This is a genomic window from Streptomyces sp. NPDC033845 (genome assembly GCF_055576225.1).
Map to the genome: position 1 here is coordinate 345,295 of NZ_JBVIRI010000003.1, position 12,914 is coordinate 358,208.

Annotated in this window: 11 protein-coding genes and 2 tRNA genes; 4 read left to right on the forward strand and 9 right to left on the reverse strand. The window is 72.2% G+C overall.

The annotated features are described in order from the left end of the window. Nucleotides 1–50: 50 nt before the first annotated feature. The gene (locus tag ACZ50K_RS08625; protein WP_468899264.1) at nucleotides 51–467 is read left to right on the forward strand and encodes a Fur family transcriptional regulator; all 417 of its coding nucleotides are present in this window, start codon (nucleotides 51–53) and stop codon (nucleotides 465–467) included. A gap of 156 nt (nucleotides 468–623) precedes the next feature. Here the strand turns inward: ACZ50K_RS08625 and ACZ50K_RS08630 are convergent. The 4 genes from ACZ50K_RS08630 to ACZ50K_RS08645 form a co-directional block, all read right to left on the reverse strand. Then, a tRNA-Met gene (locus tag ACZ50K_RS08630) sits at nucleotides 624–700 on the reverse strand. Nucleotides 701–746: 46 nt separating this feature from the next. After that, the gene (locus ACZ50K_RS08635; protein ID WP_468899267.1) at nucleotides 747–2,639 is read right to left on the reverse strand and encodes an SEL1-like repeat protein; all 1,893 of its coding nucleotides are present in this window, start codon (nucleotides 2,637–2,639) and stop codon (nucleotides 747–749) included. Between the two features lie 204 nt (nucleotides 2,640–2,843). Beyond that, nucleotides 2,844–2,917, reverse strand: a tRNA-Met gene (locus ACZ50K_RS08640). 124 nt (nucleotides 2,918–3,041) lie between these two features. Continuing rightward, on the reverse strand, nucleotides 3,042–5,948 hold the full coding sequence (locus tag ACZ50K_RS08645) for a UPF0182 family membrane protein (protein ID WP_468899900.1): 2,907 nt from the start codon (nucleotides 5,946–5,948) through the stop codon (nucleotides 3,042–3,044). Between the two features lie 105 nt (nucleotides 5,949–6,053). Between ACZ50K_RS08645 and ACZ50K_RS08650 the strand changes: the two genes are divergently transcribed. Then, a complete protein-coding gene (locus ACZ50K_RS08650) occupies nucleotides 6,054–6,620 on the forward strand; it encodes a PPA1309 family protein (protein ID WP_468899269.1) in 567 nt (188 codons plus the stop codon). A gap of 37 nt (nucleotides 6,621–6,657) precedes the next feature. Here the strand turns inward: ACZ50K_RS08650 and ACZ50K_RS08655 are convergent, their stop codons facing one another. The 4 genes from ACZ50K_RS08655 to ACZ50K_RS08670 all read right to left on the reverse strand — a co-directional run bounded on the left by ACZ50K_RS08655 (nucleotide 6,658) and on the right by ACZ50K_RS08670 (nucleotide 9,836). Beyond that, nucleotides 6,658–7,752 (reverse strand): YlbL family protein, encoded by a 1,095-nt coding sequence (locus tag ACZ50K_RS08655; protein ID WP_468899271.1) that lies wholly within the window; start codon nucleotides 7,750–7,752, stop codon nucleotides 6,658–6,660. Nucleotides 7,753–7,838: 86 nt separating this feature from the next. Continuing rightward, the gene (locus tag ACZ50K_RS08660) at nucleotides 7,839–8,045 is read right to left on the reverse strand and encodes a hypothetical protein (protein ID WP_468899273.1); all 207 of its coding nucleotides are present in this window, start codon (nucleotides 8,043–8,045) and stop codon (nucleotides 7,839–7,841) included. Between the two features lie 110 nt (nucleotides 8,046–8,155). After that, nucleotides 8,156–8,617: a molybdenum cofactor biosynthesis protein MoaE gene (locus ACZ50K_RS08665; RefSeq protein WP_468899276.1), complete on the reverse strand. Its 462-nt coding sequence runs from the start codon at nucleotides 8,615–8,617 to the stop codon at nucleotides 8,156–8,158. Between the two features lie 121 nt (nucleotides 8,618–8,738). Continuing rightward, nucleotides 8,739–9,836, reverse strand: coding sequence for an NAD-dependent epimerase/dehydratase family protein (locus ACZ50K_RS08670; protein ID WP_468899903.1), 1,098 nt, complete (start codon nucleotides 9,834–9,836; stop codon nucleotides 8,739–8,741). 268 nt (nucleotides 9,837–10,104) lie between these two features. Here ACZ50K_RS08670 and ACZ50K_RS08675 point away from each other — a divergent pair, with 268 nt between their 5' ends. Continuing rightward, nucleotides 10,105–11,508 (forward strand): zinc-dependent metalloprotease, encoded by a 1,404-nt coding sequence (locus tag ACZ50K_RS08675; RefSeq protein WP_468899279.1) that lies wholly within the window; start codon nucleotides 10,105–10,107, stop codon nucleotides 11,506–11,508. Next, nucleotides 11,505–12,044, forward strand: coding sequence for an NUDIX hydrolase (locus ACZ50K_RS08680; protein ID WP_468899281.1), 540 nt, complete (start codon nucleotides 11,505–11,507; stop codon nucleotides 12,042–12,044). Before ACZ50K_RS08675 ends, ACZ50K_RS08680 begins: the two co-directional genes overlap by 4 nt. Before the next feature lie 131 nt (nucleotides 12,045–12,175). Here ACZ50K_RS08680 and ACZ50K_RS08685 read toward each other — a convergent pair whose 3' ends face one another. Next, nucleotides 12,176–12,907, reverse strand: coding sequence for an AIM24 family protein (locus ACZ50K_RS08685; RefSeq protein WP_468899283.1), 732 nt, complete (start codon nucleotides 12,905–12,907; stop codon nucleotides 12,176–12,178). Nucleotides 12,908–12,914 lie beyond the last annotated feature (7 nt).

Consider the following 12,914-nt stretch of genomic DNA (forward strand, 5'->3'; position numbering starts at 1 on the left):
GATCTACACGCCTATCCAACCGGGGACCCTTCGCTGTTAGGCTGACGCCCATGAGTGACCTGCTGGAACGACTTCGCGGACGCGGCTGGCGCATGACGGCGCAGCGGCGCGTCGTGGCCGAGGTGCTCGACGGTGACCACGTTCACCTGACGGCCGACGAGGTCCACGCGCGCGCGGTGGCCAGGCTGCCGGAGATCTCCCGCGCGACCGTCTACAACACCCTGGGCGAACTGGTCTCGCTGGGCGAGGTCCTGGAGGTGTCCACGGACCGGCGCGCCAAGCGGTACGACCCCAACGCGCACCGGCCGCACCAGCATCTGGTCTGCGCCCGGTGCGGGGCGATCCGGGACGTCCACCCGGTCGGGAACCCGCTGACGGACCTCCCCGACTCCGAGCGCTTCGGTTTCACGGTGCAGGGCGTCGAGGTCACCTACCGCGGCATCTGCCCCAACTGCGCCGGCGCCTGACCGGCCGACCGCGCGACCGGTGGGGCCGGTGGGGCCGGTGGGGCCGGTGGGGCCGGTGGGGCCGGTGGGGCCGGTGGGGCCGTGAGGAGCCTCGCCCCCACCGGGTCCCGAAAACGACTCAGGGCCCGGATCCAATGGATCCGGGCCCTGAATACTTGGTAGCGGGGACAGGATTTGAACCTGCGACCTCTGGGTTATGAGCCCAGCGAGCTACCGAGCTGCTCCACCCCGCGTCGGTAAACCCGACTCTACGGGAAGCCCCCCGACCAGCGCAAATCACTAGGCGGACAGCTCTTCGGCGAGTGCCTCGCGGAGCTTGGCGGCCCGCTGGGACACCTCCTCCGGGCCCAGTTCCATGGCGCGGGTGCACCACTTCTGCCCTTCGGCGAGGTCCCCGTGCCGGGCGGCCAGGAGGCCCAGCCGGAGGGCGGCCCGGCCGTGGCCGGCCACCGCGGCACGGGTCCACCACAGGGCGGCCTCCGGCTCGGCGCCCTCCCGGGCCAGCAGCAGGCCGAGGTTGAAGGCGCCGTTGCGGGAGCCGGCCTCGGCCGCCTCCCGGTACCAGCGGGCGGCCACGGCGAGGTCGCCGCGGCCGGCGGCGAGCATGCCGACCCGGACCTGGGCCCGCCGGTGCCCCTGCTCGGCGGCCCGTTCGTACCATTCCTCGCTCTCGCCGCGGGGGGCGGCGACGGGCTCGCCCAGGGCCGGCGGCTCCGGCGGCGGGGCCAGCGACTCCAGCAGCGAGGCCAGCCGGAAGGCGGCCTCCGCGCTGCCGCCGCCGGCCGCGCACCGCAGATGGCGTTCGGCGGCCCGGTGCTCGCCGTCCCGGACCAGGGCGATGCCCACCTGGAGGGCGGCGTCGGTGTGCCCGGCCGCCGCGGCCCGCTCGTACCACTTGAGGGCGGTGCGGTCCTCGTCCCGGCTGGCGAACAGGATGCCCAGGTTGAAGGCGGCGTCCACGCTGCCCGCCTCGGCGGCCTTGGAGAACCAGGGCTCGGCACCGGCCGCGTCCCCGCCCTGGAGCAGCAGGATGGCCAGGGCGTTGGCGGCCTCCCGGTGGCCCGCGTAGGCGGCCCGCCGGTAGAACTGCTCGGCCTGCGCGGTCCGCTCCTGGGCGGCGCAGAGCAGGGCCAGGTTGTAGGCCCCGTTGTGGTCGCCGGCGTCCATGGCGGCCCGGTACCACTTCTCGGCGGTCTGGGTCTCGCCCCGGGCCGCGTGCAGGGCGCCCAGCGCGTTGGCGGCGTTGCCGTCGCCCTCCTGGGCGGCCCGGTGCCACCAGGCGGCGGCGTTGTCCTCGTCGCCGGCGTCGCGCAGCAGGAAGCCCAGGGCGCAGGCGGCCCGCGCCTCGCCCTGCTTGGCGGAGGTCAGGTACCAGCGGCCGGCCTCCTTGAGCTCGCCGCGGGCCTCCAGCAGGGTGCCCAGGTGGAGGGCGGCCCGGCGGTGGCCGCGGGCGGCGGACTGCCGGTACCAGGCCTCGGCCTCGGCGGGCTCGCGGCGGCGCAGGATCCGGGCGAGGCGGTAGGCGGCCTCCCGGTGGCCCTGTTCGGCGGCGGCCCGGAGCCAGCGCTCGGCGCCCTTGTCCCCGCGGTGTTCCAGCAGGTCGGCCAGTCCGTAGGCGCCCAGGGCATGGCCGGATTCCGCCGCCTGGCGCAGCCAGTACTCGGCGGCGGGCTCGTCCCCGCGCTCGCGGTAGTGGCGGCCGAGGGCGTGGGCGGCGGGGGCGGATCCGGCGACGGCGGCGACCCGCCACCAGCCGGCCGCCTCCTCGGCGTAGCCGCGCTGGTGGAGCAGGACCCCGAGGTTGTTGGCGGCGGCGCGGTCACCGGCTCCGGTGGCTCCGCGCAGATAGGGTTCGGCGCCGTCCAGGTCCCCGCGGCGCAGCAGCAGGGCACCGAGCACGCTCATGGCGCCCGGGTCGCCCCTGTCCGCCGGTCCGCGGTGCCGGGCTTCCAGCTCGGCGTCCCCCGCCGGTTCGGTGTCGGCGTCGGCGAACACCTCGGCCGCGGTCACCGCGCCGGTCTGCGCGATGCCCGTCTTCCCGTCCCCGCTCCCGGGGCCGACCGCTGTCTCCACCCGTCCCGCCGCCCCGGTGGCTTCCGTGCCCTCTTCGGTCTCCGCCCGCACAAACCGCCCTGTCTCCAGCAGAGTTGACCTGTCCCCCATATATCCCATCGTCGCATCACCTGATACCCGCGTACACCTGGTATGTCGCAGCCAGTGAGGTCACTTCAGCGTTTTGTCGACATGCCCACAGAGTGACAAGTCAAACACGCGTCACCGACAACTCACCCGCACGGACACGCGGGTCTTCCCCGGGTTAACGACACAGGACACGACGAAGGCCCGGATCCCAAGGATCCGGGCCTTCGTCTGCAGTAGCGGGGACAGGATTTGAACCTGCGACCTCTGGGTTATGAGCCCAGCGAGCTACCGAGCTGCTCCACCCCGCGTCGGTGAAACCACAGTAGCACGGTGGGGAACGGAGCCTGAAATCCGTACTGCGGAAGCCCGCAGCCCGAGGGGCCGGAAGGCCGGGGAGGGCCGCCGGGAGACCGGCGGCCCTCCCCCGCCCGGCTAGCCGCCGGCCGCCGGGGGCGCCTTCAGCTTGGCCTCCGCTTCGATGGCCCGCCTCAGGGCCGCCTCCAGCTCGTCCTGAGCCTTGCCGTAGGCGGTCCAGTCACCGGCCTTCATGGCCTTGTCGGCGTCCTCCACGGCCTTCTGCGCATCCGCCAGGGCCGCCTTGACGGTCGGGTCCTGGCTGGGCGGCGGCTTGGTGGTGCCGTCGCCGGGCGGCTGCTCCGGGTTGGTGGGCACCGTCGGCGCCTCGGCCCCGAAGACCACGTTCAGCGCCTTGTCCAGGGTGTCCTCGAAGGCGGTCTGGCCGCCGTAGGTCACCAGCACCTTGCGCAGCAGCGGGTACTTGAGGGTGGCGCTGCGGACGTAGACCGGCTCCACGTAGAGCATCCCGCCGTCCAGCGGCACCGAGAGCAGGTTTCCGTACTCGACCTCGGAGTCGCCGCCGCGGAGCAGCCGGATCGACTCGGCGATCTTGGGTTCGGAGTTGAACTTGCTCTGCACCTGCTTGGGGCCGTCGACCGGCCGACTGGTGGGCAGCTTCAGCAGTCTGATCTTGCCGTACTCCGCGTTGCCCGGGTCCGCGTTGACCGCCATGAAGGCGCTCAGGTTGTCCCGGCCGTTCGGGGTGAACGTCGTGGTCAGCGAGAAGATCTGGTTCTTGTCGGTCTGACCCGGCATCTTCATCGACAGGTAGTACGGCGGAACCGCCGTGCCCGCCTTGGTGGTCGGGTCGTCCGGCACCTGCCACGCCTCGCTGCCGCTGAGGAAGGTCTGCGGGTCGGTGACGTGGTAGCGGGTCAGCAGCTCGCGCTGGACCTTGAACAGGTCCTGCGGGTAGCGCAGGTGGTCCATGAGCGGCTTGGAGATGTCGCTCTTGGGCTTGACCGTGCCGGGGAACGCCTTCATCCAGGTCTTGAGGACCGGGTCCTGGGTGTCCCACTGGTAGAGGTCCACCGTGCCGTCGTAGGCGTCGACGGTGGCCTTCACCGAGTTGCGGATGTAGTTGACCTGGTTCTCCTGGGCCACCACGGCGCGCTGGCTGTTGGTGAGGGAGTCGGCGGTGCTGTCGCCCAGCGTGGTGCGCGAGGCGTACGGGTAGCCGTTGCTGGTCGTGTACGCGTCGACGATCCACTTGATCCGGCCGTCCACGACCGCCGGGTAGGGCGCGCCGTCGATGGTCAGCCAGGGGGCGACGGCCTCGACCCGCTCCTTGGGGGTGCGGTTGTAGAGGATCCGCGAGCCCTCGCCGATGGCCCCGGAGTAGAGGATCTGCGGCTCGCTGAAGGCGAGCGCGTAGGCCGCCCGGTTGAACGGGTTGTCGAGGTTGACCCCGCTCTTGCCCTGGTAGGTCGTCTCCTTCTCGCCCTTGTCGTCCGAGTAGTCGAGCTCCTTCTGCGGTCCGCCGACGATCGAGTACTGCTTCGTCTGCTCGCCGTAGTAGATGCGCTGCTCGAAGTCGGTGCCGAACTGGCCCTTGGAGGGCAGGTCGGACTGGGTGAAGTCGGGGGCGCCGTCGGGTGCCGCCGTGGTGCCCTTGGCGGCGACCACGCCGAAACCGTGGGTGTAGCGGAAGTGGTCGTTGATCCAGTTGTTCTTCGGGATGCCCGCGATGTTGAGCTCGCGGAGGCCGATCACCGTGTCCTGGCCGCTGTACCGGTCCACCGCGAGGGTGGACGGGAAGGCGTAGTAGCCCTTGACCTGCTGGAGCTGCTGGAAGGCCGGGGAGACGATGTTCGGGTCGAGCAGCCGGACGCTGGCGTTGGTGTCGGCCTCCTGGCGGAGCTCCGTCTTGTTCGCCTTGGGGTCCGGCACTCCCGCGTAGTCCTGGACGTCGGCCGAGGCGATGCCGTAGGCGTCACGGGTGGCCTTGATGTTCTTCTGGACGTACGGCGACTCCTTGGCCTGCTCGTTCGGCTGGACCTGGAACTTCTGCACGATCGCCGGGTAGAGCCCGCCGATCAGGATGGCGGAGAGCACCATCAGGCCGAAGCCGATCACGGGCAGCTGCCAGGTGCGGCGCCACAGCGTCGCGAAGAACAGCGCGGCGCAGATCGCGGCGATGCAGAAGAGGATGGTCTTGGCCGGCAGGTAGGCGTTGGCGTCGACGTACCTCAGGCCGGTCCAGTTGTCCGAGGCCTTGAAGTCGCTGGATTTCACGGCCAGGCCGTACCGGTCCAGCCAGTAGGCGACGGCCTTGAGCGAGACGAAGAGGCCGAGCAGCACCGACAGGTGCCCGGTGGCCGCGGCGGTGGCCCGGGCGCCCGGGCTGGTCACCCGCAGCCCGCCGTAGAGGTAGTGCACCACTGCGGCGGCCAGCAGCGACAGCACGGTCGCGGCGAAGCCGAAGCCGAGCAGGAAGCGGTACCAGGGCAGGTCGAAGGCGTAGAACGACACGTCCAGGCCGAACTGGGGGTCCTTCTGCCCGAAGGGCACCCCGTTGACCCACATCAGCCAGGTCTTCCACTGGCCGGCGGCCGAAGCGCCCGCGATCAGGCCGACCAGCACGGAGATGCCGAGCAGCAGCCACCTCTTGTACGGGGCGATGCCCATCCGGTACCGGTCGAGGCTCTGCTGCTCCATCGACATGGCGGCCAGCGGCGGCCGCAGCCGGTGCGCCAGCCAGATGTTGAAGCCGACGGCCGCGGTCATCAGCAGCCCGAAGACGGCGAACAGGCCGATCTTGGTCCACAGGGTGGTGGTGAACACCGTGGAGTACTTGACCGAGCGGTACCAGAGCCAGTCGGTCCAGAAACCCGCGAACATGATGAAGAGCATGGCCAGGACGGCCAGCACTCCCAGGGTCATCAGGAGGGTCCGGGCACGCCGGGAGGGGCGGCCGACTCTCATCCGTGGCCCGGAGGGGCCTCCGCCTCGGTCCGGCATCTGGAAAGCCAAGGTGCGCACCTCGAAGTCGCTGTGTGTCTGGTCGGGGCCCCCGATCGTAGAGCCCACTCATGCAACTTACTGAGGCTTTGGTCAGTTCCCGGTATCAGGCCGGAACCAGGCAGGATGTTGCCCATGTCCAACCTTTCCTCCTCCGGTACCCCGATGGCGGCAGGCCCGCTGACCCGCGCCTGCCTCGAAATCGACGAGTACGCCTCCGGGCTCGGCTGGGACCAGCCCGCCCGACTGTTCGCCCTGGTCGACACCGCGAAGCTGCGCAGGCAGGAGCCCCGGCTGGCCGGGCAGCTCGGCCTGGACCAGGACGACGCCGGCAAGGCCCAGTACACCCCGATCGAGCAGGACAAGCTGCCCGCCGGGATGGCGCTGGACAAGTTCCTGGGCACGATCGCCTGGCCCGACGCGGTGGTGGGCTGCGCCCTCACGGTGGAGCGGATGATGCTCCCGCCCTCGGCGGAGGCCACCGTTCCGACGGGGCTGACCGACAAGCAGCTGTCGAAGTGGGTGGCCGGCCACCCGGAGCGGCAGGAGGTGCGGATCACCGTGGCGGTGCTGCGGGACGGCTCCCGGGAGTCGGCCGTACGGCTGCGGGAGAAGGACTCGGCGACCGAGGTGCTGACCGGGGCCTCGCTGGTGCCGGGCCTGGCGGAGGCCCTGTCGGCCACCTTCTCCTGAGGCGTACCCGGCCTGCCCCGCGCGGCTGCCCCGGGCGCTATCCCCTGGTGCAGCGGGGCAGGCCGGCCGTGTCGCCCTTGCTGATCTTCTTCAGCGAGGCGGTGGCGTCCGCGATGGTCTCCACCTTCACCAGGGTCAGCCCGTCCGGGACGTTCTTGGCGGCGGAGGCGCAGTTGTCGGCCGGGGTGAGGAAGTAGCGGGCACCGGCCTCCCGGGCGCCGATGGTCTTCATCTGGATGCCGCCGATCGGTCCGACCTCGCCGGTGTCGTCGATGGTCCCGGTGCCGGCCACGAACTTGCCGCCGGTCAGGTCCTCCGGGGTCAGCTTGTCGACGATGCCCAGGGCGAACATCAGACCGGCGCTGGGGCCGCCCACGTCGGCGAGCTTGATGTCGATGTGGAACGGGAAGGTGTGGTCGGTCTCGGCCCGGATGCCGACGATGGCGTGCCCGTCGCCCTCGGCCTTGGCGGTGGTCACGGTCACCTTCTCCTCGGCCTCGGTGCCGGGGGTCCGGCCGGCCTTCTCGGCGGCGGCGGCCTCCTTGGCCGGGATGATCGTGAACACGACCTTCTCGCCGGCCTTGTGCCGGGTGACCAGCTTGGCGACGTCCTCCGGGGCCTTCACCGGGGTCCCGTCCACCGCCTTGATCACATCACCGGCGTGCAGCTTCCCCTCCGCCGGGCTGTCCTTGATCACCGTGAACACCGCGACCCGCGCGGTGACCGGGATCCCCAGTTCCTTCAGGGCGGCGACCTTGGCGCTCTCCTGCGACTGGCTGAACTCCTCGGCGTTCTCCTGGGTGGACTGCTCCTCGGTCTTGCCGTTCGGGTAGAGGTTCTCGTGCGGGACCACGATGTTGTCCCCGGCCAGCCAGCCGTAGACCGCTTCCAGCAGGTTCATGTCGTAGTCGGCGCCGGTGACCCGCACGGTCGTCATGTTGAGGTGACCGGTCGTCGGGTACGTCTTGCGCCCGGAGATCTGCAGCACCGCCTCGCCGCCGGCCTCGCCGAGCGTGTTCACCGTCGGGCCCGGGCTCATCTCCGAGTACGGGACCTTGATGAACACCCCTGCGCAGAGCAGCGCGAACAGCATCAGGGTGGAGGCGAGCATCGTCGCGGTGCGGCGTGGCATGGAACGACAGTACGGGAAGCTCCTGGGGGTCGGCCTTCGGGGCCGGTCCGTCCGGGGAGCACTCCCGCGGTCCTCGGGCGGCGGTGTCAGACGCCGTCGGAAGAGGAACGGGAAGCAGCGGCCTGGGCGGCCTGCGCGTCACGGCCGGGACGGTCCATGGCCTCGCGGAAGCGGGCGTAGCCGGCCAGCTCGGATATGTCTCCCGAGGTGCGGTCGCGGGCGGCCCAGGTGCCCCATACTGCGGCGCCTATCGCGGCGAAAAACGGAATCAGCAACCAGGCCAGTGACGCCATTCCCGTGCCTCCCTACCCCGAGTGCGAGCTGTCGGTGCTCTCAACGCTCGTGCCCGGGGCCCGGTTACGCAAATCGAGGGCGTGTTGCGCGTCCGGACGGGGGTGTCCGGTCAGCAGGCGCCGACCCACTCCTCGGTGCCGTCGGAGAAGGTCTGGTGCTTCCAGATCGGGACCTCGTGCTTGAGGTCGTCGATCAGCATCCGGCAGGCCTCGAACGCCTCGCCGCGGTGCGGGCAGGAGACCGCCACGATCACCGCGATGTCACCCACCGCGAGGTCGCCGACGCGGTGCACCGCGACCAGGGCGCGGACCGGGTACTTGGCCGCCACCCGCTCCGCGACGCGGCGCATCTCCGCCTCCGCCGTCGGGTGGCAGGAGTAGCCGAGCGAGTCCACGTCGGCGCCGCCGTCGTGGTTGCGCACCGTGCCGACGAAGAGCGTCGTGCCGCCCGTGGAGTCGTCGCCGACGGCCCGGTGGACCTCGTCGAGCGAGAGCGGGGTGTCGCGGATCGCCAGGAGCCTGATGGGGTCCGTGGCGGCTTGTTCGCCGGGGTGGTCGTAGTGCGGTGCCATGCCCTCATCGTGCACCACCCCGCCGACCGCGCGAAATACCCGGATCACCCGTCCCGGCGGGTCCCCGTTGGGAGCCTCCTACAGCCCCCGCCGGCCCCGCCGCCGCCCGGCCGGGGCCGGGTCACAGGCCGCGGCGGCGGCGGGCCGCCCGGACCACCGCGGCCGCGCCCAGCAGCGCCACGGTCGCACCGGCCGCACCCGCGGCGGTCGCGTCCTTGCGGCCCAGCCGGCGGCCGGCCACGGTGTGCCGGCCCGCCGCCTCCTGGAGCAGCTCGGCGAGGACCTCCTCGTTCGTCCAGCGCGGCCGCCAGCCCGCCGCGTGCAGCCGGCTCACGCTGACCACCCACGGGTGCATGGTGTAGGCCAGGTCGCCGGCCGGGGACGGGGTCAGACCGATCCGGTGCAGCCGGGCCGCGGCGCCGAGCGCCACCGCGGAGGGCAGCTCCATCCGGCGGATCCCGCTGAGCTCCTCGACCTCCTCCTGCTCCAGCCAGCCCTCGCAGCCGACCGCGAGCTCCCCCTCGACCTTCTCCAGGGCCGCGTACTCCAGGGCGCTGACCAGGTCCTCCACATGGCAGAACTGCCAGGTGGGCCGGGATCCGGCGACCACCAGCAGGCGCGGGGACTCGAAGTAGCGGGTGAGCGCGGTGTCGGTGCCGCCGACCAGCACGGCCGGCCGGACCACGGTCACGTTGAGGCCGGGGTGGGCGCGGGGCGCCCGGCGGCCGAGCCGTTCGATCTCCAGCAGGTCGCCGACCCCGGTGGCCTCCGCGGTGGCCCGCAGCTCGGAGTCCTCGGACAGCGGGATGTCGTTGTCGGGCAGCGCCCCGTAGACCATCGCGGAGGTGCAGAGCACCACCCGCCGGACGCCGGCCGCGGCGGCGGCCGTCAGCACGGTCTGGGTGCCGCGCACGTTGTACGCGGTGCGGGCCGCGGAGTCGGTCTCCAGGTCCAGGTCGAGGGCCAGGTGGACGACCACGTCGGCGCCCCGCAGCTTCTCGGCGATGGCCGGGTCCCGGACGTCCAGGACGTGCCACTGGGCGGCGGCGCTCTCGCCCCGCCGCTCGTCGATGGCGACGACCTGCTTGACCTCCTCGGAGGCCGCCAGCCGGGCCACCAGGGCGGCGCCGACCCCGCCGGCGGCCCCGGTCACGGCCACGACCGGACCGCGGGCGGCCGGATTACGCGGGCGGCGAACGCCGGCGGACACGTCGGCCACGGCGTCGGCTTCGGCCCGTTCGGGCCGGCTTTCGCCGTCGAACGGCGCTCGAACCTGCGGATCTGGGGAACTCACCGGGCGTCTCCAGCGGTTGTCTTCAGTAGGGGCCGCGTCCTGACGCGTACCTACCAGGTGACGTCCATCCTGCCGCAGGCCTGGAGCCGGCGGAGCACCGAGCCCGGAAGCGGGTGTGGTGTCTACGCTGGGTGGTGTTGTCGGACCATTGCCCGCCGGCCCGAGCCGGCGGCCCTACGAGCCGAGGAAACCCGTGAGTGACACCCCATTCGGATTCGGCCTTCCGCCCGAGGAGCCGGAGAACGGCGACGAGGGCAAGAAGAAGGGCGACCAGGGCGGCCCGGCCGGCGGCCAGGGCGGTCCGGCGAATCCGTTCGGGTTCTCCGGCCTGCCCGGCGGTGCGGACAACCCGTTCGCCGCGATGTTCGGCTCCATGAACATGAACCCGAACGACCTGGGCGCCGCCTTCCAGCAGCTCGGCCAGATGCTGAGCTACGAGGGCGGTCCCGTGAACTGGGACATGGCCAAGGACATCGCCCGCCAGACGGTGGCCCAGGGCACCGCGGACGGGGTGAAGGACGCCAGCGTCGGCGTGGCCGAGAAGGCCGCCGTCGAGGAGGCCGTCCGGCTGGCCGACCTGTGGCTGGACAGCGTCACCTCGCTGCCCTCCGGTGCCGGGACGGCGGTGGCCTGGAGCCGCGCCGAGTGGGTGGAGGCCACCCTTCCGGTGTGGAAGGAGCTCGTCGACCCGGTCGCCGAGCGGGTCGGCGCGGCCATGGGCCAGGTGCTGCCCGAGGAGATGCAGGCGATGGCGGGCCCGCTGCTCGGCATGATGCGCTCCATGGGCGGGGCCATGTTCGGCCAGCAGATCGGCCAGGCGGTGGGCGCGCTCGCGGGCGAGGTCGTCGGCTCCACCGACGTGGGTCTGCCGCTGGGTCCGGCCGGGAAGGCGGCCCTGCTGCCGCTGAACATCGAGGCCTTCGGCAAGGACCTGGGCGTCCCCTCGGACGAGGTCCGGCTGTACCTGGCGCTGCGCGAGGCGGCGCACGCCCGGCTGTTCGCGCACGTCCCGTGGCTGCGCTCGCACCTGTTCGGCGCGGTCGAGGGCTACGCCCGGGGGATCAAGGTCGACACCTCCAAGCTGGAGGACGTGGTCGGCCAGCTCGACCCGTCGAACCCGGAGCAGCTGCAGGAGGCCCTCCAGGGCGGAATGTTCCAGCCGCAGGACACCCCGGAGCAGAAGGCGGCGCTGGCCCGGCTGGAGACCGCGCTCGCGCTGGTCGAGGGCTGGGTGGACGCGGTGGTCCACGAGGCCGCCAAGCCCCGGCTGACCTCGGCCGACGCCCTGCGCGAGACCCTGCGCCGGCGGCGCGCCTCGGGCGGTCCGGCGGAGCAGACCTTCGCCACCCTGATCGGGCTGGAGCTGCGGCCGCGCCGGCTGCGGGACGCCTCGCGGCTGTGGGCCTCGCTCACCGACGCGCGCGGGGTGGACGGCCGGGACGGCCTCTGGGAGCACCCGGACATGCTGCCGACCGCCTCCGACCTGGACGACCCGGACGGGTTCGTGCACCGGGAGCAGCTGGACTTCTCGGAGATCGACAAGATGCTCGGCGAGGCCGCCGAGCAGCGCGAGGACAAGGGCGAAGACGAGAAGTGAGTCTGTTCGAGGACGCGGTCCTGGTGCTCAAGGAGTACCAGGGCGGCGGTGAAGCGGGCCAGCTCGCACTGCGGGACGTCTATCTGGAGCATCTGGCGGCCCATCCGGACGGGGTCTACAAGCCCTGTGGGGCGGGGCACGTCACGGGCAGCGCGCTGGTGATCGACCCGTCGGCGGGCCGGGTGCTGCTGACCCTGCACAAGAAGCTGGGCATGTGGCTGCAGATGGGCGGCCACTGCGAGCCGGGTGACCCCACCCTGGCGGCGGTGGCGCTGCGCGAGGCCGTCGAGGAGTCGGGGATCGGCTCGGGGCTGACCCTGCTGGCGGGCGGTCCGGTCCGGCTGGACCGGCATCCGATCCCGGCCCCCTGCAACTGGCACCTGGACGTGCAGTACGCGGCGCTGGCCCCGGCCGGGGCGGTGTCGGCGATCAGCGAGGAGTCGCTGGACCTGCGCTGGTTCGGGTACGAGGAGGTGGCCGGGGTGGCCGACGAGTCGGTGGTGCGGCTGCTGGAGGCGACGCTGGCGCGGCTCTGAGAGCCGCGGTGGACGGAAGGGGCGGCCCCCGGGAATCCGGTGGCCGCCCCTTCGCCGTGTCACGGGCGCGGTGCCGCGGGCGCGGTGCCGCGGTGCCTCCGCCCGTCTCCGGGCGGGTGGGCGCGCGGGGGTCAGGCGCGGCTGCCGCCGAGCGAGTTGCCGCGCATGCCCAGGCCGAGGACCCCGCCCCGCAGATGGGTGGGCGGAAGCAGCTCGCTGGGCTGCACCAGGACGTATCCCTCGCCCTGGAAGTGCATCTCCCAGCCCTCCCCGGTGGATCCCCGGCGGCGCCACACCCCGGAGCTGGAGGTGGGGGCCTGGAGCTGGGTGCGCAGGGTGGTGGACCAGGCGATGACGGCGTCGGCGTCCACGCAGATGTTCTTGTTCGGTCCGGCCTGCAGGGCCAGCGGCTCGCCGGAGGTGAGCAGGGCGACCTGCCCGGTGCCGGTGAGCTCCAGGTTGTACGCCCCGGCCGAGGCGATCTCGACGGCGCTGTCGATGGCGACGATGCCGACCCCGAGGGTGGAGTCGAAGGCGAGGACGGACTTGCTGTCCACGGTGATGCCCCGGCCCACCTCCATCACATGGATGTGCTGGGCGAAGTTGGCCAGGTAGACATTGCCCTGGCCCTTGCACTTCATGAGCTCCAGGCCCTCGCCGGTCATCTGGCGGACGTTGCGCCAGCTGTTGTTCCGGTACTGGCTCTGGAAGTCGATCTGTCCCTCGAAGGCGACCATCGCGCCCTGCCGGGCGAGGACGGAGCCGCTGCCGGGGCCGACCTCGGCCTTGAGCAGCTGGGAGTTCTGCAGGGTGTAGCGGCCGGTGGACTGGACCGGGACGTGCGCGAAGAGTGTGCTGTGCATGGTGACT